The sequence below is a fragment of the Phenylobacterium sp. genome (assembly GCF_036402295.1).
Lineage (GTDB): Bacteria > Pseudomonadota > Alphaproteobacteria > Caulobacterales > Caulobacteraceae > Phenylobacterium.
This window is the reverse complement of sequence record NZ_DASWTE010000215.1, coordinates 1-24,780: the sequence shown is the minus strand read 5'-3', so window position 1 is coordinate 24,780 and position 24,780 is coordinate 1. Positions and strand designations below refer to the sequence as shown.

At 70.8% G+C, this 24,780-nt stretch carries 18 protein-coding genes; 5 read left to right on the top strand and 13 right to left on the bottom strand.

Features of this window, described 5'->3' with window-relative positions; all coding sequences use genetic code 11:
- The 11 genes from VGD44_RS13405 to VGD44_RS13355 form a co-directional block, all read right to left on the bottom strand.
- The coding region (locus VGD44_RS13405) for a hypothetical protein (RefSeq protein ID WP_331087815.1) at positions 1-310 on the bottom strand (310 nt) is incomplete at its 3' end.
- On the bottom strand, positions 310-873 hold the full coding sequence (locus tag VGD44_RS13400; RefSeq protein WP_331087813.1) for a chemotaxis protein CheD: 564 nt from the start codon (positions 871-873) through the stop codon (positions 310-312). The genes VGD44_RS13405 and VGD44_RS13400, both read right to left, overlap by 1 nt.
- Complete coding sequence (locus tag VGD44_RS13395) at positions 870-1,259, bottom strand: response regulator (RefSeq protein WP_331087811.1); 390 nt, start codon at positions 1,257-1,259, stop codon at positions 870-872. The genes VGD44_RS13400 and VGD44_RS13395 overlap by 4 nt, the downstream gene beginning before the upstream one ends.
- 1 nt (position 1,260) lies before the next feature.
- Positions 1,261-2,280: a chemotaxis response regulator protein-glutamate methylesterase gene (locus tag VGD44_RS13390; RefSeq protein WP_331087809.1), complete on the bottom strand. Its 1,020-nt coding sequence runs from the start codon at positions 2,278-2,280 to the stop codon at positions 1,261-1,263.
- Positions 2,277-3,161: a protein-glutamate O-methyltransferase gene (locus tag VGD44_RS13385; RefSeq protein WP_331087808.1), complete on the bottom strand. Its 885-nt coding sequence runs from the start codon at positions 3,159-3,161 to the stop codon at positions 2,277-2,279. The genes VGD44_RS13390 and VGD44_RS13385 overlap by 4 nt, the downstream gene beginning before the upstream one ends.
- Complete coding sequence (locus tag VGD44_RS13380; protein ID WP_414694654.1) at positions 3,161-3,640, bottom strand: chemotaxis protein CheW; 480 nt, start codon at positions 3,638-3,640, stop codon at positions 3,161-3,163. Before VGD44_RS13380 ends, VGD44_RS13385 begins: the two co-directional genes overlap by 1 nt.
- A 2-nt stretch (positions 3,641-3,642) precedes the next feature.
- Entirely contained in the window at positions 3,643-5,835 is a 2,193-nt protein-coding gene (locus VGD44_RS13375; RefSeq protein ID WP_331087806.1) for a chemotaxis protein CheA, read from the bottom strand.
- A 57-nt stretch (positions 5,836-5,892) separates the two neighbouring features.
- Positions 5,893-6,258, bottom strand: a complete 366-nt coding sequence (locus VGD44_RS13370; protein ID WP_331087804.1) for a response regulator — start codon at positions 6,256-6,258, stop codon at positions 5,893-5,895.
- Between the two features lie 15 nt (positions 6,259-6,273).
- Positions 6,274-6,555 carry an STAS domain-containing protein gene (locus tag VGD44_RS13365; RefSeq protein ID WP_331087802.1) on the bottom strand — a complete coding sequence of 94 codons (282 nt, stop codon included), beginning with the start codon at positions 6,553-6,555 and terminating at the stop codon, positions 6,274-6,276.
- A gap of 2 nt (positions 6,556-6,557) precedes the next feature.
- A complete protein-coding gene (locus tag VGD44_RS13360; protein WP_331087800.1) occupies positions 6,558-8,459 on the bottom strand; it encodes a methyl-accepting chemotaxis protein in 1,902 nt (633 codons plus the stop codon).
- Positions 8,460-8,857: 398 nt separating this feature from the next.
- On the bottom strand, positions 8,858-9,433 hold the full coding sequence (locus VGD44_RS13355) for an XRE family transcriptional regulator (protein ID WP_331087797.1): 576 nt from the start codon (positions 9,431-9,433) through the stop codon (positions 8,858-8,860).
- A 309-nt stretch (positions 9,434-9,742) separates the two neighbouring features.
- Here VGD44_RS13355 and VGD44_RS13350 point away from each other — a divergent pair, with 309 nt between their 5' ends.
- Positions 9,743-10,786, top strand: coding sequence for a PEPxxWA-CTERM sorting domain-containing protein (locus VGD44_RS13350; RefSeq protein WP_331087795.1), 1,044 nt, complete (start codon positions 9,743-9,745; stop codon positions 10,784-10,786).
- 3 nt (positions 10,787-10,789) lie between these two features.
- Positions 10,790-12,748: a toll/interleukin-1 receptor domain-containing protein gene (locus VGD44_RS13345; RefSeq protein WP_331087793.1), complete on the top strand. Its 1,959-nt coding sequence runs from the start codon at positions 10,790-10,792 to the stop codon at positions 12,746-12,748.
- Here the strand turns inward: VGD44_RS13345 and VGD44_RS13340 are convergent.
- Positions 12,745-14,505, bottom strand: a complete 1,761-nt coding sequence (locus VGD44_RS13340; protein WP_331087791.1) for a tetratricopeptide repeat-containing protein — start codon at positions 14,503-14,505, stop codon at positions 12,745-12,747. The genes VGD44_RS13345 and VGD44_RS13340 overlap by 4 nt on opposite strands.
- A 252-nt stretch (positions 14,506-14,757) precedes the next feature.
- Positions 14,758-18,135, bottom strand: coding sequence for a carboxyl transferase domain-containing protein (locus VGD44_RS13335; RefSeq protein WP_331087789.1), 3,378 nt, complete (start codon positions 18,133-18,135; stop codon positions 14,758-14,760).
- A gap of 172 nt (positions 18,136-18,307) precedes the next feature.
- On the opposite strand from VGD44_RS13335, the gene VGD44_RS13330 reads away from it, so the two are divergent.
- The 3 genes from VGD44_RS13330 (at position 18,308) to VGD44_RS13320 (ending at position 24,676) form a co-directional block, all read left to right on the top strand.
- Complete coding sequence (locus VGD44_RS13330) at positions 18,308-19,099, top strand: SDR family oxidoreductase (protein ID WP_331087787.1); 792 nt, start codon at positions 18,308-18,310, stop codon at positions 19,097-19,099.
- A 118-nt stretch (positions 19,100-19,217) separates the two neighbouring features.
- Positions 19,218-21,563 carry a CHAT domain-containing protein gene (locus tag VGD44_RS13325; protein WP_331087785.1) on the top strand — a complete coding sequence of 782 codons (2,346 nt, stop codon included), beginning with the start codon at positions 19,218-19,220 and terminating at the stop codon, positions 21,561-21,563.
- Positions 21,560-24,676 carry a filamentous hemagglutinin N-terminal domain-containing protein gene (locus VGD44_RS13320; protein ID WP_331087782.1) on the top strand — a complete coding sequence of 1,039 codons (3,117 nt, stop codon included), beginning with the start codon at positions 21,560-21,562 and terminating at the stop codon, positions 24,674-24,676. The genes VGD44_RS13325 and VGD44_RS13320 overlap by 4 nt, the downstream gene beginning before the upstream one ends.
- Positions 24,677-24,780 lie beyond the last annotated feature (104 nt).

Below are 24,780 nucleotides of genomic sequence, written 5' to 3'. Positions count from 1 at the left end.
ACAGGCGGCGCGCCTGCTCGGCCAGGGTCAGGGTGCGGATGGCGTTCTCGATGTCGGCGGCCAGGCCCGCGGGCGCGGCGTCGGCCAGCGCCTTCACGAAATTGGCCAGGCCCGACAGGCGCTGGCTGAGCAGGTCGGCCGCCTGGGCGTCGACCAGCAGGGTCGGATCGCTGGGCAAGGCGGCGCCCACCAGGCGCGAGATCACGCCCTGGATCTGGTCGCCCAGGTGCACCAAGTCGTTGGCTTCCTGGGCCACGAGGTCCAGCGACTCCCGCAGGCAGGGCAGGACGGCGGCCTCTTGCCCACTCATCAGAACAGCTCCAGGGCGCCGGTGTCCTCGACCTTGGCGACCGGCTGGCGGCGCTCGGTGGCGAAGACCTTGGATTCGGTGGGGGCCAGCAGGATCTGGCGGGCGCGCCCGCTGACCGGCCAGTACTGGACGCGCCGCGCGCGATCGCCGCGCAGCGAGCCGCCCAGGTAGTTCAGCCCTTCGTCGCGCAGGAACTGCTCGGCGAAAGTGGAGTTCTGCGCGCCGACGTCGGAAAGCCCGTCGAACAGGTGCGCCCCGCCGAACAGCTTGACCTCCAGCCGCTCACGCCGCGCGCCCCTGCGCAGCAAGGCGTTGAGCAGGAGTTCCATCGACTGCACACCGTAGCGCAGGCCCTCGTCGCCGGTGGCGCCGGGCAGGAGGAAGTGGTTCATCCCGCCGATCCCCAGGACGGGGTCGCGGATACACGCCGCCACGCACGACCCGAGGATCGTGGTCAGGACCACGTCTTCGCCCTCGGCGACGTGGAACTGCCCTTGGATCACATGGATCTGCCGGAGTTCCGCGCCGTAGGCGGGGTCATGTGCGGACGGGCTGTAATTCACGCGAGGACGCCGAAGATCGCTTCGATCTTTTCCTTCAGGGTTCCGACGGTGAACGGCTTCACGAGGTAGTTGTTGACCCCGAACTGCACCGCCCGCTGCACCAGCTCCTTGTCGGCGCGGCCGGTGAGCATGATGAAGGCCGTCTTCTGGATCGGCGGGTGCGAGCGGATGGCCCGCAGCAGACCCAGCCCGTCCAGCTTGGGCATGTTGTAGTCGGAGATCACCAGGTGGATCGGCCGCGCCAGCATCTGACGCAGGCCTTCCTCGCCATCCGGAGCCTCATAGATGGTCCGGAAGCCGAGTTGTTGCAGGCCCGTACGGACCAGCGAACGCATGGTCTGTTGGTCGTCGACGACCAGGCAGGAGAGGGAAGAACTCGCCGGCATCTCAGCGTTCCATTTCTTTGTTGGTCAGGTTGCGGACGGCGGGGCCGAGCTTCTCCAGGGGGAGCTGGCGCTCGACTGCGCCCAGTTCGTAGGCGGCGCGGGGCATGCCGTAGACGACGCAGGTGGCTTCGTCCTGGCCGAGGGTGCGTCCTCCCGCCTGCCGGATGGAGAGCAGGCCACGGGCGCCGTCCCGGCCCATTCCGGTCAGGATCACGCCCACGCCGCGATCCTTGGCGGTGCGGGCGACGGAGTTGAAGAGCACGTCCACCGAGGGGCAGTGGCCGCTGACCGGGTCGCCGTTGGTGACCTTGCAGCGCAGGTGCTTCGCGCCCTCGATCTCGAGGTGGAAGTCGCCGCCGGGCGCCACGTAGACGCGGCCCGGCACGAGGGGGTCGCCGTTGCGCGCCTCGGTGACGGTGGCGGCGCAGGCGCGGTTCAGGCGTTCGGCGAAGCTCTTGGTGAAGCTGGCCGGCATGTGCTGGGCGATGACGGTCGGCGCACAGTTGGCCGGGAGCCGCTCGACCAGCGTCAGCAGGGCCTCGACGCCCCCGGTCGACGAGCCGATCGCCACGATGCGGTCGCTGGGCGTGAACTCGTCGGTCGGCTGCGGCTCTTCGCGCTTGATCCGCTGGCGGACGCGGGCGCGGGCCGCCATCTTCACCTTCTCGGCGATCTCGCGGAAGCCGGCGGCGTCGGACCCGCGGGGCTTCTCGATGCAGTCCACAGCGCCCAGCTCGAGGGCCGCCAGGGTCGCCTCGGTGCCGCGCGCGGTCAGCGTGGACACCATCACCACCGGCATCGGCCGCAGCCGCATGATCCGCTCGAGGAAGTCGATGCCGTTCATGTTCGGCATCTCGACATCGAGGGTGATGACGTCGGGGTTCAGCGCCTTGATGGCTTCGCGCGCCTGCAACGGATCGCCGGCCTCGCCCACGACCTCGAGGTCGGGGTCGGCGGAAAGCGCGGCGCCGATCAGCTGGCGCATGACAGAGGAGTCGTCGACGACGAGTACGCGGGTCATCGGGCGCCCTCCTGGACGCGGCGATAGGTCGTGACGCCGTCCGGCTTGTAGGCCGAGACTGCCGGGCCCTGGATACGTTCGGAGTGACCGATGTAGAGGGCGCCGTTCACTTGGTTGAGGGGAGCGAAGCGGCTCCACAGGCGGGCCTGGGTGTCGTCTTCGAAGTAGATCGCGACGTTGCGGCAGAAGATGGCGTCGAACTTGCCCTTCATCGGCCAGTCGCCGATCAGGTTCAGCTCGTTGAAGGTCACCATCGCGCGCAGGTCGTCGGACATCCGCACCCGGCCATCCGGCCCGGACGTGGTCCAGCGCTTGCGGAAGGCGTCGGGCACGCCGTCCAGCAGGTGGGCGGCATAGGTCCCCGAGCGGCCCTCAGCGACCATGTTGGGGTCGATGTCGGTGGCCAGGATCTTGATGTCCTTCTCCGGCGCGTCCGGCATCAGCGACAGGATGGTCATGGCGATGGAGAACGGCTCCTGCCCGCTGGAGCAGGCGGCCGACCAGATCCGCACCTTGCCGCCGCGGCGCGCGGCGTCCAGCAGGGGCGGGAGGATCTTGTCGCGCAGGTGGTCGAAGTGGTGCGGCTCGCGGAAGAAGCGGGTGACGTTGGTGGTCAGCGCAGCCAGCATCTTCTGGCGCTCGTCGAGGCCCTCGCCGCCGGCGACGAGGGTGCAGTAGTCCTTGAAGCTGGTCAGCCCCAGGGCCCGCAGCCGCTTCGCCAGGCGCGAGTAGACGAGCGTCGCCTTGGCGTCGGGCAGATGGATGCCCGCGTCGCCATGCACCATCGCCGAGATCTTGCGGAAATCGGCTTCGGTGAAGGCGAACTCGCCTTCCACCATATTGGCGCCCGGGCGCGCAGATGTCGGCGCGAAGACGGACATCAGGCGGCTTCCAGCTCCGTGTCGGGGAGCACGCGCTCGAGACCGATCAGGCTGATCATCCGGCCATCCATGGCGATCAGGCCGCGGATGAAGCTCTTGGCGGTTTCGGACGCGACGTCCGGAGTGGGCTGGATCACGTCGTCGGTCACCGTCAGGATGTCGCTCACCGCGTCGACCAGCAGACCCACGACCTGCTCGCCGATCTGGGCGACGATGATGACGTTGCGGTCCGACGCTTCGGTGCTCTCGAAGCCCAGGCGCGCGGCCAGGTCGACGATGGGCAGCACCGCGCCGCGCAGGTTGATCACGCCCTTCACGAAGGAGGGCGACTGCGGGAGCGCCGTGGCGGCGGTCCAGCCGCGGATCTCGCGGATGGCCATGATGTCCACGCAGAATTCCTGCGCGCCGATCCGGAAGGAGATCAGCTCCTTCATGCCGCCGGCTTGGGCCTGACCGTTGGAGGTGAGGATCTGGTTCATGATCACGATGCCTTGCGCATGTCGCCGCGGGAAACGGTGACGATGGTGTCGATGTCGAGGATCAGGGCCACGCGGCCGTCGCCCAGGATGGTGGCGGCGGCGACACCCGGCACCTGCCGGTAGTTCGCTTCGAGGGACTTGATGACCACTTGGCGCTGGCCCTGGATCGCGTCGACCAGCAGCGCCGCCCGGGAGCCGCCTTCGCCTTCGATCAGGAGCGCCACGCCCTGGGTGGCCGGCAGCGGATCGCGCCGGTAGCCCAGGGCCATGCCGATGTCGATCAGCGGCACGAAGCCGCCGCGGATGGAGATCACCCGGGCATGGCCGCCCAGGCTGTGCACGTCCTCGGCCTTCGGCTGCAGGGTCTCCACGATCGCGGTGATCGGGGCGACCAGGGTCTGGTTGTTGACCGACACAACCATGCCGTCGAGCACCGCCAGGGTGAGCGGCAGGCTCATGGTGAAGGTCGAGCCCTTGCCCGGCCGCGAGGCGATGTTGATGCGGCCGCCCAGGGCCTGGATCGAGCGGCGGACCACGTCCATGCCGACGCCGCGGCCCGAGATGTCGGAGACTTCGGCGGCCGTCGAGAAGCCGGGCATGAAGATCAGGTTGTCGATCTCTTCGTCCGAGAGCGACGCCTCGGCCGAGATCAGGCCCTTCTCGATGGCGATGCCCTTGACGCGCTCGCGGTTGATGCCGGCGCCGTCGTCCGAGACCTCGATGACGATGCGGCCCGAACGGTGGAACGCGGCCAGCTTGACCACGCCCTCGGCCGGCTTGCCCGCGGCGGCCCGCTTGTCGGGGCTCTCCAGGCCGTGGTCGATGGCGTTGCGGATCATGTGCGTCAGCGGATCGGCCAGGCGCTCGATGACCGTCTTGTCGACCTCGGTGCCTTCGCCTTCGGTGACCAGGCGCACCGGCTTGCCGGTCATGGCGGCCACTTCGCGCACCAGGCGCGGCATCCGCTGGAACACCGACTTCACCGGCTGGGCCCGGATCGCCATGACGCTGTCCTGGATCTCGCGGGTCAGCTGCTCCAGCTCGTCCAGGCCCATGGCGACGGCGCTGGCGCGGGCCAGGCCCGCCTCCATCACCCGCTGGGCCAGCACGGCCTGGTTGATGACCAGCTCGCCGACCAGGTCGATCAGGCGGTCGACGCGGTCCAGGTCGACCCGGATGGTGGCGCCGGCTTCCGTCTTGCGCACCTGCCCCGGCGCGGCCGGCGCCTCGGCGGCGGCCTCCTGGGCGGGCGCGGGCGTCAAGGGCACGACGACCGGCGCTTCGGCGATGGGCTCCAGCTTGGCGATCAGCGACGCCACGTCGACGGTGTTGGTCTCGGCCGGCGGCTCGTCGGCGGCGGGCGCGTCGCCCTGCACGCGGGCCAGCAGGGCGGCCACGTCCAGGCCACCGTCGCTCTCGGCTGCGCCGTCGCGGCCACCCAGCGGGGTGATCTCGAGCTCGCAGTCGCCGTCGACCCACTCGAAGACCTCGCGGACCGCCATCTCGTCGGCGTCGCCGTGGATGGTGATTGTCCAGGCGAGATAGGCCGCCTCGGGATCGATCTCGTGCAGCGGGGGCACGTCGTGGGCGTGCAGCTCCACGGTCGTGTCGCCCAGGCGCGCCAGCTCTCGTAGCAGCAGGGCCGCCTCGTTGGCCTTGTGGTAGAGGTCCGTTCGCGGCTTGAACTTCACGACGAAGCCGTTCGCCGCAGCCGCGCCCACGTCGTCGGCCGGCAGGTCCATCGCCGCGGCCATGGGCTTGAATTCGAAGTCGCCCCAGTCCTCTTCGCCGCCGTCGTCGTCGTCGGCGGCCGCGCCGCTCATGGCCTTCAGCTCGTCGGCGAGGGACGCCGCCAGCGGGTGCTCCGCCTCCGAGCCGCTGTGCGCCGCGCGCACCAGGTCGGCCAGGACGTCCGCCGCCCGCAGCATGGTCTTGAGCACGTCGCTCGTGGCCGCCAGACGGCCAGAGCGCATCTCGTCCAGCGCGGTCTCGAAGACGTGCGCGAAGCGGATCAGCGCTTCCAGCTGGAAGGCGCCAGCGCCGCCCTTGATGGAATGCACGGCCCGGAAGACGGCGTTGATCGTCTCGGGATCCGTGTCCCCGCCTTCCATGGCGAGCAGGCCGGATTCCAGCTCGGAGAGCTGTTCCTCACATTCCTGGAAGAATGTTTCCCGGATTGCGGCTAGCGGATCCACGTGGGCGTTTCCTCGAACTCGTCTCGGCGGGTGGCGAAGGTAGGCGTCGTCAGGTCGTCAGGCGGCGACGCGGCGGATCGCGTCCACCAGCTTGTCGGGATTGAAGGGCTTCACGATCCAGCCCGTGGCGCCGGCCATCCGCGCGCGGTTCTTCTTCTCCGCGTCGCTTTCGGTGGTCAGCACCAGGATCGGGATGGCGCGATAGCGCTGGTCGCCGCGGACTTCTTCGATGAAGCCGAAGCCGTCCATGCGCGGCATGTTGATGTCGGTGACGATGACCTGCGGCTGTTCGGCCTGGAGGACTTCCAGCCCGTGGATGCCGTCTTCGGCTTGGACGACGCGGAAGCCCGCGTCGGCGAGGGCCAGGCGCAGCATCTCGCGCATGGTCCGGGAGTCATCGACGGTAAGGACAGTCATGCTCATGGGTTCGGTCCTGGACTAGGGAAGGGACGCCGTTTCAGGCGGGCAAAGGTCGGCCGCGCCCATCAGGGCGAGGCCTTCCGCAAACTCGGGCGAGGGTTCGACGACTTCGAAGGGCTGGCCGTCCGCCGCCCAGGTCGCCTGGGCCGACAGCAGCACCTGCAGGCACTGGCCGCCGAGCCGCCGCACGCCCGACGCGTTCAGCGCAAGCGGTTGGCCGCGATGGCCCAGGAGCTCCTGGACCAGAGGGCCGGCGGCGGTCATGTCGAGGGCGTCGCCCAGGGTCACGGTTTGGGTCATGCTCAGAACTCGTCCCAGGCGTCTTCTTCGACATCGGCGACCGACTTGATGGCGGCGCCGCCGCGGCCGGTGGTCTTCATGGCGATCGCCGCGCGCTGCGGCGCGCGGGCCGGGGCGGGCGCGGCGGCCGAGGTCCCGGCGCCCAGCTCGAAGCGGGCGATCAGGCGGGCCAGCGCCTCGCTTTCCGACGACAGCGCGTGGCTGGCGGCGGTGGCCTGCTCGACCATCGCGGCGTTCTGCTGGGTCACCTGGTCCATCTGGTTGATGGCGGTGTTGACCTGCTGCAGGCCCGTGGCCTGCTCCTGGGCCGAGGCGGCGATCTCGGTGACCGCGCCGTTGATCGAGGTGACCTGGGTGAGGATGCGCTCGAGCACCTTGCCGGTCTCGCCGACCAGGCCCACGCCACGCTCCACCTGCTGCGACGAAGCCGAGATCAGCGACTTGATCTCCTTGGCCGCTTCGGCCGAGCGCTGGGCCAGGGCCCGGACTTCCGACGCCACGACCGCGAAGCCTTTGCCCGCGTCGCCGGCGCGAGCCGCTTCGACGCCGGCATTCAAGGCCAGCAGGTTCGTCTGGAAGGCGATCTCGTCGATCACCCCGATGATCTGGCCGATCTGCTTGGCCGAGCTCTCGATCTCGCTCATGGCGGCGACCGCGTCGCGGACGACGACGCCCGAACGTTCCGCGTCACCCTTGGCGACGCCGACGGCCTCGCGGGACTGGGCGGCGCCTTCGGCGGTCTTACGGACGGTGGCGGTGATCTGGTCGAGGGCCGCGGCGGTCTCTTCCAGGCTGGCGGCCTGCTGCTCGGTGCGGCGCGACAGGTCGTCCGAGGCCGAGGTGATCTCGCCGGCGCCCGAACGGACGGCCGTGGCGTTGACGGACACTTCGCGCATGGTCGTCTGCAGCGTGTCCATGGCGCGGTTGTAGTCGGCGCGCAGCTGCTCGTAGTGCGACGGGAACGCCTCGTTGAGGCGGAAGGTGAGGGCGCCGGCGGCGAGCCGCTCGAGGCCCGTGGCCAGGCCTTCGACGACCTTGGCTTGCTCGGCCGCAGTGGCGGCGCGCTCGGCGTCGTTCTGCTGGCGGGCGGTTTCGGCGGCGCGGCGGGTCTCGCTCGCGTCGGCCTCGATGCGCGCCTTCTCGATGGCGGCGTCCTTGAAGTGCTGGACGGCGGCGGCCATGCGGCCCACCTCGTCCTTGCGGCCGACGGCCGGGACCTCGACGTTGGTGTCGCCCGCGGCCAGCTTGCCCATGGCGTTGGTCATCGCGGCCACGGGCTTGGCGATGGCCCCCGACAGCACCGCGCCCAGCAGCACCGACAGGGCGACGGCCAGCAGCGAGCCCACCGCCAGCAGCGTGACGGCGAAGGCCTGCGAAGCCGACTGGGCGGCGGCGCGCTGCTTCAGCAGGGCGGATTCCTTAGCGGTGAAGGCGGCGTGGGCCTTGCGGAGGTCGTCGAGCCGGCCCTTCGAGCCCAGGGCCATCATCGCCTCGGCCTGGCGCATCGGATCCTGGCCCGCCTCAATGAGGTAGGCCTCTTCCGGCGCCATCTTGACGACGGCCGCCTCGATGGCGGCGATGTCCTTGGGGTCTTCCGGCGCCTCGCGCTTCAACTCCGCGAGCGCGGTCTCGTACGACTTGCCGGCTTCGTCGATTTTCTTGACGAACGCCGGGTCGCCGCTGGCCACCAGGCCGCGGATGGCGTTCTGGCGCTCCACCCGCGCGGTGAGGATCTGGTCGGCGAGCTCGAGCTGGGCGACGCTCTGGTCGTTCAGCGTGACCGCACTCTTGATGCTCATCAGGCTTGCGAACACCGCCGCGCACATGACGGCTACGACCGTCACGATGATCGCAAAGCCGATCGTCAGCTTCTTGGAGATGTTCACGTTGTTCAGGAAGGTCATCGTCGTCTCTGGGGGGCGGCGGCGGCTTAGCGGCTCGGGCGGAGGGGGTCGGTCGACGGAGCGTCTCCGAGGCTGGGGGAAGCCTCGAGGAACGCTCCGCCGGCCGCATGCGGGGCGGCGGCGGTCAGGTCAGCCCAAAGGACGGCAGGTACGCGGGGCGCGCCGGAACAATCGACAGCAGGGGCGCCTGAGCGCTGCATGGGATGGCTCGCCGTTGCCGTTTCTGGGCTAAGCGACGCCGGTCAGGCCCCGCCGATTGCGAACATCCCAAGGGCGGTTTGATTATTGGTAAATTGTGGGAATTCCCGCGAAAAATTGGGAACTCGCGTTCGTCTGACCCGGTTGTTCAACCTTCGCGAGTTGAGCCTGGCGCGAAAGCTTCAACTGCAGCGCGACTCCTAAGGGCCGAACCCTGTCTCGCCCGAGGCGACCAGCAGAGCCTTGGCCGGGCGTCCGGGCGCAACCAGCGCATAACCGCCCGCGGCGTCGAAATAGACGGCGTCGCCCGCGGCCAGGGTCAGCGGCGCATAGAGATGGCTGTGGAACTCCACCTCCCCCTCCAGCACCAGCACATAGGCCTCGCCCTCGTGGTTCGCGAACGGTCCGTGGGCGGCGAGGCTCGCGGCGGTGACGTCCAGCACGATCGGCGACAGGCTCTTCGACAGGAGGTCCGACGCCGCGCGCCGTCCGGTGTTGCCGCCGTCGCGCGTGGGCGGCCCGTCGCCGGCGCGGACCACGCAGCGCCGGCCCGAGGCGGCGGGCGCAGTCTCGGCCTCGCGCGCCACAAGGCCCTCGAGGTCCACCTCCAGCGCACGGCACAGGCGCATCAACTTCTCGTAATTCAGGGCGTTCTGGCCCAGCTCGACGCGGGAGATGGTCGAGATCGGCACGCCGCTCTGGGCGCTCAGCGTTGCGAGATTCCACCCGCGCGCCAGCCGCAGCTTGCGGATCGCTGCGCCGGTACGGTCGGACATGCGGGAGCGCATGCGGCGAAGAACCCCCTTGTCTTCAGGCTCGAAGTCTAGGGCGATTCACATAACGCGACACGTGAACGCGCCGCGCGGCATGCCCAAATTGAGCATCTGCGGTCCGCATCCTGTGGATTAGGGTCTGGCCCGCATAGACGGCGCCAAGAGGCCCCCAGTCGTCCCGGGACGGATAAGACTAAGTTAGAGTCTCCTTTTCACCTCAGAAGAGAACCGGATCGCTACCCGGTAACTCTGTGTTAATATCAGGGTCGAGTTGTGGCGGGTCGCCACTCCGTATTGTGAAGGGGGGGGCCGATGCGTGGCCTAGGATATGCAGCCGCCATTGGCGCGCTGCTGTTTTGCGCGAGCGCTCAGGCGCAGACGATTGACGCGACGGGCCTCGCCAGCGGCCAGATCGTGAACGGCACGAACACGATCGACGTGGGCGCCGGACGCCAGACATTCGTGGACAATGGCGAGGGCGGAAGCGTCGAGGCGCTGGTCAGCATCACCAGCTCGACCGTGAGCTTCGAGAGCGGCGTGGCCGTCTCCGGCAGCTTCGCCGAGGCGACCTCGTTCTCGGGCGTCGACGTCACGGTGACCAACGTCTCCGATGGCCTGCTCTCCATCCAGGACTTCGGCTCGACGATCATCCCGGCCGGCCTGGGCTTCTACCTGCAGGACCGCACCGGCGCGGCGATCGACAACAACATCTTCACGGGCTACGGCCAGACCAGCACCGGCTTTACCTTCGCCGACCTGGATCCCTCGGTCGCGGACGGCGAGGCCTTCGCCTTCTCGGACTTCGAGTTCGACATCGTCAGCAACGAGGTGACCCTCTATTCGCTGAGCGGCTCGCTGGCGCTCTACCGGGACGGCGACAACGTCTTCGCCGACTACAACCTGGACGCCGCCGCGGGCGCTCTGGCCGGTTTCGTCACCGCGTACGACACGCCGTTCGCCTTGGCCTACGCCTGGGATTCGACCGACATCGTGATCCCGCTGAACGCGCTCCTCGAGCAGGGCGACAGCCAGGTCATCCAGTACCGGACGCGGGTCACCAGCCGCACCCGCACGGACTGCATCACGCAGATCACGTGCCTCGTGGCCTACTCCGGCTTCGGCGATCCCATCGGTCGCGGTGGCGGCGCAGACCTTGCCCTGGCCGCCTTCGACGGTCCGTCGATCAGCGCGATCAACACGATCACGGGCATCGTCTTCGATCCGCAGTCGTTCCAGCCGTTCCGGTTCCTCGATGGCGACCCCATTCCCGAACCGTCGACGTGGATGACCCTCATCCTTGGCTTCGGAGTCCTGGGAGCGGCGTTGCGGCGCCGGCGTGCGCCGTCGTACAGCTAGGCAATGACGGCGGCTGACCCGGAAACCGAAACCAGACCGGATCCCACGTACGCCTACCGGGCGTTCATCAGCTACAGCCATGCCGACAAACAGCTCGCTCAGCGGCTCCACCGCGCGATCGAGTCCTACCCGATCCCGGACAAGCTGATTGGCAAAGAGACCGCCGTGGGCAAGACGCCCCGGCGGTTGCGCCCGATCTTCCGCGACCGCGAGGAGCTGCCGGCCTCGGGCGACCTGACCGCCGAGCTCACCGCGGCGCTCCGGGGCTCGATGTTCCTCATCGTGGTCTGCTCGCCGGCGGCTGCCCGCTCGCGGTGGGTCAACGAAGAGATCCGCCAGTTCAAGCAATTTCACGGCGACGGCCGCGTGCTGGCCCTGGTGGTCGACGGCGAGCCCCACGCCAGCGACATTCCGGGCAGCCACCACCTCGAGTGCTTCCCCGAGGCCCTGCGCTGGCGCATCGGGCCGGACGGCAGGCTGTCCGACATGCCGGCCGAGCCGATCGCCGCCGACCTGCGGCGCGAGGCCGACGGCCGGCGGCTGGCGACCCAGAAGCTGATCGCGGGGCTCACCGGCCTCAAGCTCGACGAGCTGGTTCGGCGGGAGACCCAGCGGCGCATCGCCCAGGTCACCGCCGTGGCCGTCGGCGCCTTCATGGGCATGTTGGTCACCGGCGGGCTGGCGTTCTACGCCAACTCGCTGCGGATGGAGGCGAACGCGCAGCGGGCCATCGCCGAGCACGAGGCCGCCGCCGCGCGCGCCGCCTCGGACTACCTGGTGGGCACCTTCGAGCTGTCCAACCCGGCGACCGAGAATCCGCGCACGATCACGGCCCTCACAATTCTTGGCCGCAGCGCCGAGCGTGCGCGGCGCGAGCTGGCCGGGCAGCCCACCATCGAGGCCCGCCTGTTGGCCACCCTCGGTCGCGCCTACAACAACCTGGGCCTTCTCAACGAGGCGGCGGCCTCGCTCGAGGAGGCCATGCCTGTCATCGAAAAGGCCGGTCCCGACGGGGTGGACGCCATGCTCACGCTGGCCCAGACGTATGGGCTCCAGGGCCAGCTCGAGAAGTCGCTGGCCACGGCCGACCGGGCAGAACGCCTGATCGGCCCAAACCCAGAGGCGCACCCGTACCTGCGCGGCAAGGCGTCACTCGCCCGAGGGCGCATTCTGGTCAATGCGTCGCGCGTGAAGGACGGTCTCTCCGCGTTCGACCGCGCCATGTACTACTTCCGCCGCGCCGATGATGCGCCGCCCGGCTCGGTGGCGTCCGTGCTGAGCAATCGCGGCCTGTTGCTCTCTGACGATGGCCAGTTCGCCGCTGCGGAAGCTTCGCTCCAGGAGTCGCTGGCCCTGTTTCAGAAGGAACTGGGACCGGGCCACCTGCAGTCGGGCAAGGCCTGGTACTCGTTGGCGCAGAATTCGTTCAACGCCGGCAACCTGCCGAAGGCTCGACAGCAGGTCGCCGAGGCGCTCAAGATCGAGCGCAAGGTCCTCGACGCCGACAATCCCATCCTGGCCAACACCCTCTCGATGCAGGGCCAGATCTACCAGGGCCTGGGCCAGTTCAGCGAAGCCGAGCGATCGTTGCGGGAGGCCGTAGCCATCTATCGCAAGGCCTTCGGCGGGCCCCACTTCCTGATCGGCATCGCCGAGGTCTACCTGGCGATGATCGAGTCCGAGCGCGGCCGCACGGACGCGGCGCTCGTCACCCTGGCGGACGCCAAGCGGAACTATGACGCCAGCTACGGCAAGACCCACCCCAACCACGGCGACTTGCTGGTCAACCGCGCCAAGATCCTGGCCAGGGCCGGACGCCTCGCGGAGGCCCGCAGCGATTGCGCGGCAGGTATGGGCATCTTGCGCGAGACGCTCGGGGCTGACGCCAGCTTCACCCGCGCCCTCACCGCCGAGTGCGACCGCCTCAGCGCGCCGCCTGCGCGAGGGGCGTCAAGGCGCTAGTACAGCCGGCTCAGGCGATACAGCGGATAGACGCCGTAGTTCTTCGGCAGGGCGATCTTGCCCACGTAGTTGCAGGCGAACGGATGGTCGTCGGACATCTCGAGCACCGCGGCGAACGGTTCGGTGACGTACACACTGCCCGACGGCGTCACGGGCTCGATCCGCGCGGCCTTCGACACCTCGGTGCCATAGTAGTTGGTCCGCCGGGTCACCGGGTCGTAGCCCGAATATGTCGTGCCGTAGTGCAGGGCGATCCGCATGGCGGTGCCCTCGCGCACGCCCAGGCGCTTGCAGTCGACCTTGCCCAGCTCCTCGCAGAGGTCCAGCGCGGCCGCCGCCGCGGTCGCCGCGTCGCCGAACACGGCGAAGATCGCGTCGCCCCAGGTGTTGCCCTGCCGGATCACCTCGCCGTAGCCCTCTAGCGTGCGGGCGGCCCGCACCATGACTTCCTCCCAGAAGAGCGGCAGCACGCGCTCGTCGAGTTTCGAGAAGCCCGGATAGTCGGTGAACATCAGGCCGTAGGTGCCGCGCTCCACCGTCGCCTCGGCCGGCGGGGGCGGCATCACGGGCCGGGTCAGCGGCGGCGCCACCACCACTTCCGATCGGCCGCCGGTCTGGCGCCAGGCGGTGATGTCCGACCCGCTCAGCGTGCGGTCGCCGCGCTCCTCCACGATCACCAGCTGGATCGCCTCGGCGTGCAGCTGTCGCGCCCGCAGACGCGCCATGCCCATGGTCACCTTGGAGCCGTAGGCGAACTGATCCATCCCGCCCATGAAGCTCATGCTGCTGGCGTAGGTGAGCGAGGCGGCGGACGCCACGCAGGCGTGGTAGCGCGCGATCCAGCTCTCACCCGCCGGCGCCACCGACTGCTCCAGGAAGTCGGCCTCGGCGAACGGCAGGATCACGTGGATCTCGGCGCCACGGGCGAGGAGTTGCTCGGCGATGATGATGTCGCTACCGGCCGCCAGCGCGCCGTACCCGAAGCCCACGTTCTCGCGGCTGATCACCTCGGTCATCTCGGCCGCCAGCCGTTCTTCGAGCTCGGGGTCGCCGACGAAGATGTTGCCGCAGAACATCGCCACCCGCGGGGGCTGGACCAGCTCCAGCAGGGTCTCCATTCCCGGGGGCGCGTTGCGGGCGGCGGCCAGCCGCTGCAGCTGCAGCATCGTGGTCGACCGGGCGCCCGCGTCGGCGTCGGGCGCCTCCAGCGCGCGGCTCAGCGCGTCGCGCGCGCCGGGTACGTCGCCCAGCACCACCAGCGCCTCGGCCAACGTAGCCAGCGAGAAGTAGCCGCTGCGCCGGTCGACCGCCGTCTCGCCGGCGACCTTCTCGGCCAGGCAGCGGGCGAGGTCGGTCTTCCCCGCGATCAGGGCCAGGCTGGCCGCGTTGATCGCGGGATAGCTGGAGTGGGTGCGCTCGTGCACCGCCTCGTAGAGTTCGCAGGCCTCGATCAACCGTTCGTGATCGGGCTCGCCGTGGCTGTGGAAGGCCAGGTCCTTCAGCAGGCGCGCCTTGAGCGACAGGGAGTCGGCGTCGTCGGCTTCCGCCAACCCGTAGTCGTCATAGAGACGCAGCGCCCGCTGGGTATCGCCCAGCCGCGCCAGGGTCAGCACCTCGAGATAGTTCAGCTCCTGGTGCTCGGTGTTTCCCCGCCGCACGACCTCGTCGTAAGCGCTCAGCAGATCACCGCGCGCCAGGGCTGCGCGAACGGACCTGGCGCGGTGCTCCGGCGAGGGCGGAGACTGCGGGACGCTCACGCCGCGCATCCGAAGGTGAAACGCGCGTCATCGAGAGGGCGCCCAAGACGCGCACCCCAATTAGTCGTGCATGCGTGCAAGTTCACGGGGCCCGCTTCGCGACTCTCACCTTGCACTGCAGTCCCGTCCTCTTGGCCCCGATCAATAGAGCGCATGCGTCCCCGGCTCGTATTGCTCGTATGGTTACGCTACCGCGACAAGCTGTCCGCGTCTATCAGTTGCAGAGGGCGTCGCAAAGCGCGCGGGCGGCGCCTAGGGCCTGTATCCCAAAGGCCGCGGGCCCAGCCGTGCCGGTTGGGTGACCAGCCGCCAGGCGTTCTCAGCCCATTCGCAGATCCAGGCGCGGGTGTCGCGCGGGTCGATCATCTCCTCCATCTGGAAGCGGTTCAGCGGCCCGACGGGCCCGCGCACGCTCTCGATCCGCGCCTCGATCTCGGCGCGAAGGGCCGCCGGGTCGGCCGCCTCGCTGAGCTGGCGCTTGTAGGCCGCCTCGATGCCGCCCTCGGGCGGGATGCCGCCCACGTCGGCCGCCGGCCACACCACCCGCGCCGAGGCGCTGGCCTTGGGCGTCGCATAGTTGTTCCCAGCCACGCCGAAGCTGCGCCGCATGATCACCGTGAAGATCGGGACGCCGACCTGGGAGAAGGCGATCATCCACTCGCCGCCCTTGCGGATCGTGCCGGCGATCTCGTGCTCCAGCCCCACCGCGAAGCCCGGGTTGTCCACGAGGTTCACGATCGGCAGGTGGAAGAGGTCACAGAGGTCGGAGAGTCGCCGCAGCTTGTCGCAGCCGTCGGCGGTCAGGGCGCCGCCGTTCTCGTGCCGGCTGTCCGACGCCATGATCCCGACGGGGATGCCGTTGAACCGCGCCAGCCCGGTGATCTGGTCGGCGCCCCATAGCGGCCCGATCTCGAAGAAGCTGCCCCTGTCGGCCATCAGCCGGATGGCGCGGCGCATGTCGAAGGTGGTGGTCCGCTTGCGCGGCACGATCGTGAACAGCTCCTCCTCGCGACGGTCGGTGGGGTCGTCGCAGGTCGTGCGCGGCGGGGCGTCCCAGACGCTGGGCGGCAGGTAGGAGAGGAAGCGCCTCGCCTGCGCCACGGCGTCGGCCTCAGAGTCCGCCAGGTTATCCACCGCGCCGTTGCGGCAATGGATGCGCCAGTCGCCCAGCTCCTCCTTGCTGATCTCGTAGCCCATCGCATGCGCCACCACCGGCGGGCCGGCGACGAACAGCTGGGCGATGTCGCGCACCATCACCGAGAAGTGGCCCAGCACGGCCTTGGCCGCCCCGATGCCCACCACGCTGCCCAGCAGGAGGTTCACCACAGGCACGCTGCCGAGCTGTTCCGCGTACATCTCGCTGCCCAGGTGTCCGGGCAGGAACGAGCCCCCGCCGCCCGAGACCCGGGGCGCCCCGGCCTTGATCGCGCCGGAGCTCTCGCGGACGGAGGCCTCGCCCTCGGCCGCCTGCTTGGGCACCATCGAGGCCACGCTGCCGCCGCCCGATGAGCCGTCCAGCAGCCGCACCGATGGGCAGCGGTATTCGAGGGAAAGCTCGTCGAGGTAGCGGCTCTTCTGCCCGATCGCGCCGTCCGAGTGGCCGCCGCGCGAGGTGAAGTCGTCGGCGCAGACGATGGTGCGGCGGCCTTCCACCGCGCCCCAGCCGCCGACGTGGTTGGCCGGCGTGAAGTCGGCGATGCCGCCGTCCGGATCGTAGCTTGCAAAGCCCGCCAGGCTGCCCACCTCGCGGAAGCTGCCCGGATCCAGCAGGAGGTCGATGCGCTCGCGGCAGGTGAGCTTCTGGCGGTTGCGCTGGCGGATCACGCCGGGGTCGCGGGTGTCGGGGCCGAAGCGGTCGAGCGCGATTTGCTGCAGCGCCGCCACCTGGCCCATGGTCGGCGCCCAGCTGTCCTCGCCGTAGGTCCGCGGCGCAGCGTGCGCGCCCGCGTCGGCGACCGGCGCGATGGCCGCGACCGTCTGGCCCGCCACCACCGCCGAGCCGGCCTCCAGCGCCGCCAGCCGGGTGACGACGCCGGCGACGGGCGCGGTCACCGAGGTCTCCATCTTCATGGCGCTGACGACCATCAGCGTGTCGCCGGCCGCGACGCTCGCCCCCACGGCCACCGCCAGCTCAACGACGGACCCGCCCATCGGGCTCTCGACCCCTTCCTCGCCGGCTTCGAGCGGGAAGGCGGGCGGCGGCGCGGACTCGCCGGCGGCCTTCCGGGCGGATGCCGAGCCCAGCAGCGCCGCGGCCGGCGAGGGCGGGGCGGCGAGGGCTGGGGACGCCAGCTCGGGCCGTTCGCTGAGCAGGGTCGTCCGCGCATCGCCCGCGGCGACCGACGGCTCGGCCAGGATCGCCCGCAGCTGGCCGAGGTTGGTCGGCAGGCCGGCGATGTGGAACTCGGCGAGCGCGCGCTCGCAGCGCTCCACCGCCGAGGCCAGCGTGCCGGCGGAGCCCGAGCGCGCGATCACCTTGGCGAACATCGGATCGAACTGCGGCGGCGGCGTGAGGCCCGCATAGCCGCACGAGTCCACGCGCACACCCGGGCCGCCAGGCTCCATGTAGCCGTCCAGCGTCCCGGCCCCGGTCGCCGTCACCCGCGCCTGCACCGCATAGCCCCGCGTCGGCGGCGGGGCGTTGAGGCCCAGCCCGGTCAGCGTCTCGCCCGCTGCGATCCGGAACTGCGCTTCCACCAGGTCGACGCCGGTGACCTCCTCGGTGACCGTGTGCTCCACCTGGATGCGCGGGTTGCACTCGATGAACACGTGCGCGCCCGCCTCGGGCGAGACCAGAAACTCCACCGTGCCCGCATTCACATAGCCGGCAGCTTTCGCCAGCCGCATGGCGTCGGCCAGGATGCGCTCGCGCAGGGCCGGCTCCAGGCCCGCGGCGGGCGCGACCTCCACCACCTTCTGGTTCCTGAGCTGGACCGAGCAGTCGCGCTCCCACAGGTGGACGACCGCGCCGGTCGCGTCGGCCAGCACCTGCACCTCGATGTGCCGCGGCCGCGCGATCAGCTTCTCCAGGAACACCGCCCCGTCGCCGAATGCCGCCTCGGCCTCGCTGCGGCAGCGCGCCAGCGCCGACGCCAGTTCGGCCGGCGCGTCCACCCGACGCATGCCACGACCGCCGCCGCCGGCCGCCGCCTTCAGCATCACCGGATAGCCCACCGCCTCGGCCGCCTGCGCCGCCGCCTCCGCCGAGGCCAGCGCGCCGTCGCTGCCGGCCACCGTCGGCACGCCCAGCGAGGCGGCGAGGGCCCGCGCCCGGACCTTGTCGCCGAACAGTTCCAGCGCCTCGGGCGGCGGGCCCACGAACGTCAGTCCCTCGGCCAGGCAGCGCCGCGCGAAGGCCGCGTTCTCGGACAGGAAGCCGTAGCCGGGGTGGACGCTGTCGCAGCCGCTGGACCGGGCGGCGGCGATCAGGGCGTCGATGTCGAGGTAGGGGGCCACCGGGTCGGCCATGCCGGCCCCGATCGCCATCGCCGTCGTCGCCACCTTGGTATGCAGGCCGCGGGCGTCGGCGGGCGAATAGACGGCGACACTCTCGATCCCCAGCGCCGCGGCGGCGCGGGCGATGCGGACGGCGATCTCGCCACGGTTGGCGATCAGGACACGCTTGAGCAACTTCGGCCTCCCACGCCACGTCCCGGCGGCTCTGCCGGCCGCTCGGTCGGGCGTACCCTATCCCCTAACGCCTTGATGTGGCTGACGCCAAGGCAGCCCCGTGCGCGGGCCGACTTCCCCTCCGTAGGGGCAACGGCGCCAACTCAGGTCTTGAGACTCGAGGGAGCGGGACGTGAGCGCATTCAAGGACGACATCCTGGCCGGCAAGACCGCGTTCGTGGCGGGTGGCACCAGCGGCATCAACCTGGGCATCGCCAAGCGCTTCGCCGAGCTGGGCGCGAAGGTGGCCGTGCTGGGCCGCAATCCGGAGAAGGCCGCCAACGCCGCCAAGGAGATTGGGCAGGACGCCATCGGCCTCACCGCCGACGTCCGCGACTACGCGGCGATCCGCGGGGCCATGGAGCAGGTGGTGAACGAGCTGGGCAAGCTGGACATCGTCGTCTCCGGCGCGGCGGGCAACTTCCTGGCCCCGGCGCTCGGCATGTCTGCCAACGCCTTCCGCACCGTGGTCGACATCGACCTCAACGGCACCTTCAACGTCTTCCGCGGCTGCTACGACCTCCTGAACCTGCCGGGCGCCTCGCTGATCGCCATCACCGCGGGCCAGGCGGTCAACGCCTCGCCGCTGCAGATCCACGCCTGCGCCGCCAAGGCCGGGATCAACCAGGCGATCCGGGTGCTGGCCATGGAGTGGGGGCCGGACGTGCGGGTGAACGGCATCTCGCCGGGCCCAATCGCCGGCACCGAGGGCATGAGCCGGCTCGCGCCAAGCGCCTCGGCCGACGGCGGCCACCAGGAGCGCATCCCGCTCAAGCGCTGGGGCCGGATCGACGAGGTGGCCGAGGCGGCGGTGTTCCTCTCGAGCACGTCGGCCTCGTACATCACCGGCACGATCCTGGACTGCGACGGCGGCTCCCAGCTGGGCGACGCCAGCCGCCGCGACCTTTCGCGCGGAATGGCCTGACCGGCCGCGGCCGGGTACCCCGCATTAAGGAAACTCCCGCTACACCTTGCCCGCTCAAGTCCTGAGGGGGTGCATGCGGCGCGGGGCCGGCCAGAAATTGTGGTCCACGGTGGCTGCCGTGGCGGGAGGAGGCCTCCTGGCCGCCTGTCCCGGCGTGGCGTCCGCCGCGCTGTCCGACCGGCTGTGCCTGCCGTCGGGCGCCGCCGACCTGTCGGCCTATCCCGCCAACGCCGAGCTCCAGCGCGTCGCCGCCCAGGCCGAATTCCGCCTCGCCCAACGTAGCGGCGCCGATCCCTTCGGCGAGGTCGCGCCGGCCCTCGAACTGGCCCCCACCGGCGCCGAACGCCCCTCGGCCCTCGCGCTCAGCGAATACTGCGCCGCCGCCGGCGAGCTGATGCGGGTGAGCGCCCAGGGCAGCCAGCTCCAGGCCCAGACCTATCTGCTCGGCGCCTTCCAGATCGCCAGCCGCGCCGGCCTGCAGGGGCCCGCGTCGGTGGCCGCCTACCGCCTGGGCCTCGTCTCGCTCTCCGGGGCGCCCGCCAGTGGCACGCGCGGCGGCGCCCGGCGCGGCCCCACCGCCGCCGTGCGCGAGGTCGAACAGCTGCGCGGCGGGCCGTGCGATCTGCTGCGGCGCACCAGCTTCGTGGTCAACACCAGCCTGCCGTTGTCGGTGGCCTCGCTGGGCTGTGCGGCCGAGCAGGCCCGCGCCGCCGGCGACCCTCGCACCGCCGCCCTGGCCGAGCTGCGACTGGCGCGCCTGCGCCTGTCTGTGGCCGAAGCCAACGCTGACGTCGCCACCGACTTCCGCGCCCAGGCCGCCCAGTCCGCCGAAGCCGGCCTCGCCGACGCGCAACGGATCGCCGAGGCGGCCCTGCGCGCGGAGGTCATGGGCCGGCTGGCCGCCGCCATCCTCGACGCCCGCGCCGGTCGCGCCCCCGAGCTGGCCGCCGTCACCGCCGCCATGCGCCAGGTCCCGGCGCCGGCGGCCCAGGCCTACGCCGCCGCGCTGGAGGCCCGCATGGCCGCCGCCGCCGGCGACACCGCCACGGCCCGAGCGCTGATCGACGAGGCCCTGCTGCAGGAAGCCCAGCGCAGCCTGCCGGCCCGGCTGCCGGAATTCCGCCTGCTGCTGGCCGACCTCGACCCGGCCAGCCGCGAGGCCCACACGCTGGCCGCCTACGACGCGCTGGAGGCGATCCGGCCGCTCCTGCCGCGCTTCGACCCGCTCACTGAGGAGACGGCGTTCTCGCTCTACATGCGCCGGGTGTTCCAGGCCGCCGTCGACGTCCAGCTCGCCGGGGCCGAGAACGGGGCCGCCGCGATCCGCGTGAAGAGCGCCCAGCAGGTCCTTGAGGCCTACCGCCAGGCCGAGCTGCAGAGCGTGTTCGGCAGCGAGTGCATCCCGGCCCGCGACCCACTGAAGCCCGAGACCCTGCGCGCCGGCGAGGTGCTGCTCTACCCGATCCTGCTGCCCGACCGGCTGGAGCTGCTGTACGTCGCCGGCGGCCCCGGCGGCGAGGCCCAGTTCCGCCGCCTGCCGCCCAACCGCGACGTCGATCGCCAGATGGTCGCGCGCCTGGTCGAGACCGCCGTCGTCTCCCTCTCCAGCGGCCAGGACGACAGCTGGCGCGCCGCCTCGCGCCAGCTCTACGATCTCCTGATCAAGCCCATCGAGGCCCAGCTCGCCCCCGGCTCGGTGCTGGCGGTGGTGCCCGACGGGGCGCTGCGCAGCCTGCCGTTCGCCGTGCTGCTCGACGCCGAGAACCGTTTCCTCGTCCAGAAGACCCGCGTCGCCGTCGCCCCGGCGCTCGCCTACTCGCAGGCCGGCGCGGAAGACGCCCAGCGCCTGCAGCTGGTCGCCGCCTCGCTCGAACGCGAGGTCAGCCTGCCCGCGGGCCGATTTGAGAAGCTGGAAGGCACGGGCGCCGAGGCCCGCATCGCCGCCGTCACCGACGGCCGCCGCATCCGCCGCTCGTGGGTGCTCGAGAACTTCAACAAGGCCGACCTCGTGGGCGCGCTGACCCGCGAGCAAGTGGACGTGCTGCACCTGGCCACCCACGCGTCGTTCAACGGCCGCTCGGACCGCGCCTTCATCGTCGCCAACGGCGAGGTGATCCTGCTGTCCGAGCTGCGGCAAATCCTCAGCCAGAACCGCACGCGCGGCGGCGAGCTGGACCTCCTGGTGCTCAGCGCCTGTGAGACGGCGGTGGGCGACGACGAGGCCAGCATGGGCTTGGCCGGCGCCGCCGTGCAGGCGGGCGCCAAGAGCGCCATCGCCTCGCTCTGGCCGGTCAGCGACGCGGGGACCGCCGAGCTGATGAAGACCTTCTACCGCCTCTACCGCGAGGGTCGCTCCAAGTCCGAAGCGCTGCGCGAGGCCCAGCTCGCCATGATCGCCCAGGGCGGCGACGTGGCCGACCCCAACATCTGGGCCGCCTTCACCCTGCTGGGAGCCTGGCGTTGAGGGGCGCCGTCGCCGCGCTCGGCCTGGTCCTGGCGGGTTGGCCGATGGGCGGCGTCGCCCAGACTGTGATCGCCCCCGACGTGGCGTCCGACCGCGCGCTCGGCACCACGGTCGGCCAGATGGGGCCGGTCTTCACGATCGGCGGCGGCACGCGGGTCGGCGGCAACCTGTTCCACAGCTTCGCCCGCTTCGACCTGGCCGGCGGCGACGTGGCTCGCTGGGTCCGGCCGGATGCGGCGACCATCGCCAACGTCATCAACCGGGTGACCGGCGGCCAGGCCTCGCACATCTCGGGGACGATCGACTCGACGGCGCTGCCGAACGCCACATTCTACTTCATCAACCCGGCGGGCATCGTCTTCGGGCCCGGCGCCCAGGTGAACGTGCCCGCCGCCGCCCACTTCTCCACCGCCACTGACCTGCGGCTCGCCGACGGGAACCGTTTCGCCGTGGCCACGCCGGGCGGCTCCACGCTCTCGGTCGCCGGGCCCGAAGCCTGGGGCTTCGTGGGCGGGCAGGGCGCGATCGACATCCAGGGCGTCGACCTCCATCCGGAGCAGACGACGCTGCACTTCACGGGCGCGCACGTCAGCGTGGACGACAGCCGGTTCGTCACCCGCGGCCTCGATCTGATCGGCGTGGGTGATGGCCCCGCGACCGTACGCCTCGCCGATCCGCTGGCGTCCGGCGCCGCCGGGCGGGTGCAGGTCGGGAACAGCGACCTCTCCGCCATCGAGCTGACCTTCGGGGGCCGCTCGGTGCGGATCGGTGGCGGCGCGGTGGACATCGAGGGCAGCGCCCTCACGTCCAACGGCAATCTGTTCGTGGCGGCTTCCGACATGCTGGAAACCTCCGGCTCGCTCTTCGTGGTCTCGAGCGTCACCCGCGACGCGGCCGGCGTCGCGGCGCTCCGCGCGCCGCTCGTCGTCCTGCAGGACACCGTCATCAAGGCCAACGCCATCGGCGACGGCGCGCCCGGTCGGATCCTCGTCGAGGGCGACAACCTGCTGTTCAACCGCGTCGACATCCAGGGCGACGCCAAGGACGGGCTGGGCGCGCTTCCAGGTCTCATCCAGCTGCGCGCCAACAGCGACGTGTTCATGCTCGACTCCCGCGTCCGCTCGAACGCCAACGGCGTGGCCGACGGCGGCGTCGTGATGATCTCCGGCGCGGCCGTCGATCTTCGCGGCAGCACCATCGCGTCCGATTCAATCTCGCTGGGTGAGGCCGGCCGGATCGAGATCGCGGCCGAAACGCTCGATCTCACCAACACTTTCGTCACGTCCAGCGCTAGAGCGCAGGGCGGTGGCGGCTTCGTGCGCGTCACGGCCGCCGACATAACGCTCAAGTTCTTCTCGGCGCTGAGGTCTGACACCTCGTCCGTCGGCACGGCCGGCGACGTGGTCGTCGCGGCCGGGACCCTCGACGTCCAGGGCGGCTCGCAGATCACCTCGGAGGCGCTCGAGAAGAGTACCGGCAACGCTGGCAGTGTCCTCATCGACGTGGGCCGCCTCGTGATGACGGACGGCCTCGTTTCATCGACCAGCAAGTCCATTGGCCGAGGCGGTGACGTCCGGATCTTCGCCGACGAGGTCAGCCTCGACGGTCAGAACCGCGGCTCCGTGTTCATCGCCTCAGAGGCGCTCGACCAGGGCGCGGGCGGCCGGGTCTTCATCGAGGCCGGTAAGGTCACGCTCGACCGGGGCGCGGTGATCTCTTCGACTAGTTTCGGCCCGGCACACGCTGGCGACATCGGCATGCAGGTGGGCGAGCTATCGGTTCTCCGAAACGCCATCGTTTCCTCGTCCGCTCTGGGTGGCGGCGACGCCGGGGACATCACGATCGTCGCGAACAAGATTCTCCTGCAGTCCGTGGCAGGACCGCCGCCCTCCGGCATCTCCTCGGTGGGGAATGGCGGCGCGGGCGGCGACATCACGCTGCGGACGGGGTCGCTCGTCGTCGACGGCGCCGCGGTCTCCTCGGACACCTTCGCGGGCGGCGACGCCGGCGCGGTGGTGATCAACGCCGACGCGATCACGCTGCGGAACTCCGGCAGCATCAGCTCGAGCACGGATGGCTTCGGCGACGCCGGCTCGGTCGCGATCGCGGCCAAGAGCCTCACGCTGGAGACGGGCGGGGTCATCCTGTCGGCCGCGACGTCCCGCTCGAATGGCGATGCGGGCGAGATCGGCATAACGGCGGACTCGGTCCTGGTCGGCCGGAACGCGAGCATCACCACCGCCACCTTCGGGCGCGGCAACGCCGGCACGGTCACGCTGGCGGCCGCATCCCTGCGACTCGACGGTGGCCTGATCGCCTCGTCCGCGGGTCTCGGCGCGACTGGAGCGTCCGGCGAGGTGCACATCAGCGCCGACGACCTGTCGCTCCTCAACGGTGGCTCGATCTCGACCCTCTCCGTCAACCCGAAGCAGGCGGGCCTGATCGAGATCGACGCCGGAAACCTGCTGGTCGACGGCGGCCGCTCGCTGATCAACAGCGAGAACCAGGCCGGCAACCCGAACTTCGGCGGCCAGGGCGGTCCCCCAGGGCCGGGCGGCGATGCGGGCACGATCCAGATCGCCGCCGACAACATCACCGTCTCGAACGGCGGCCGGATCACCACCAACTCCTTCGCGGGCGCGGCCGGCGACATCGACATCGCCATCGCGCGGCCCGGCCTCCTGATCCTCGAGGGCGCCGAGGCCTCGGGCGTGATCCAGACCTCCTCCGGCCCCGGCACGGGCGGCAAGATCACGATCCGCGACCCGCTGGCGATCATCTCCAACGGCGGGGCGATCCTGGCGCTGGGCCAGCAGCGCGGCGCCAACGTGCTGATCCAGAGTCGCTACTTCATCAACTCCACCGACCGGCTGAACGTCGTGGACGTCGACGGCGACTTCCAATTGCAGACCGGCCTCTACGACGTCTCCAGCGGCACCGTCAGCCGCGACTTGTCGGTGCTCGACGCGTCCAAGGTGCTGCGCGGCCAGTGCCCGGCGGCGCGCTCCACCGGCGCGGTCAGCCAGCTCATCACCCGCCCGGTCGGCCCCTACGCCCGCGAGAGCGCCACCGACGTTCTCGGCCGCGCCCAGACCGGCGGAGGCTGCCCGTGAGGCGCGCCGCGGCCGGCCTGGCCGTCCTCCTGGCCAGCGCCGGGTCCGCCGCCGCCCAGCCGGCGCAGGACCTGTCGCAGGGCCGCACCGGGCCGCAGGCGACG

Excerpts from the sequence above, each read along its gene's own strand:
- VGD44_RS13395 (WP_331087811.1), bottom strand. The coding sequence starts at position 1,259 with ATGCCGGCGAGTTCTTCCCTCTCCTGCCTGGTCGTCGACGACCAACAG.
- VGD44_RS13390 (WP_331087809.1), bottom strand. The coding sequence starts at position 2,280 with ATGACCCGCGTACTCGTCGTCGACGACTCCTCTGTCATGCGCCAGCTG.
- VGD44_RS13385 (WP_331087808.1), bottom strand. The coding sequence starts at position 3,161 with ATGTCCGTCTTCGCGCCGACATCTGCGCGCCCGGGCGCCAATATGGTG.
- VGD44_RS13380 (WP_414694654.1), bottom strand. The coding sequence starts at position 3,640 with ATGAACCAGATCCTCACCTCCAACGGTCAGGCCCAAGCCGGCGGCATG.
- VGD44_RS13370 (WP_331087804.1), bottom strand. The coding sequence starts at position 6,258 with ATGAGCATGACTGTCCTTACCGTCGATGACTCCCGGACCATGCGCGAG.
- VGD44_RS13365 (WP_331087802.1), bottom strand. The coding sequence starts at position 6,555 with ATGACCCAAACCGTGACCCTGGGCGACGCCCTCGACATGACCGCCGCC.
- VGD44_RS13360 (WP_331087800.1), bottom strand. The coding sequence starts at position 8,459 with ATGACCTTCCTGAACAACGTGAACATCTCCAAGAAGCTGACGATCGGC.
- VGD44_RS13355 (WP_331087797.1), bottom strand. The coding sequence starts at position 9,433 with ATGTCCGACCGTACCGGCGCAGCGATCCGCAAGCTGCGGCTGGCGCGC.
- VGD44_RS13350 (WP_331087795.1), top strand. The coding sequence starts at position 9,743 with ATGCGTGGCCTAGGATATGCAGCCGCCATTGGCGCGCTGCTGTTTTGC.
- VGD44_RS13345 (WP_331087793.1), top strand. The coding sequence starts at position 10,790 with ATGACGGCGGCTGACCCGGAAACCGAAACCAGACCGGATCCCACGTAC.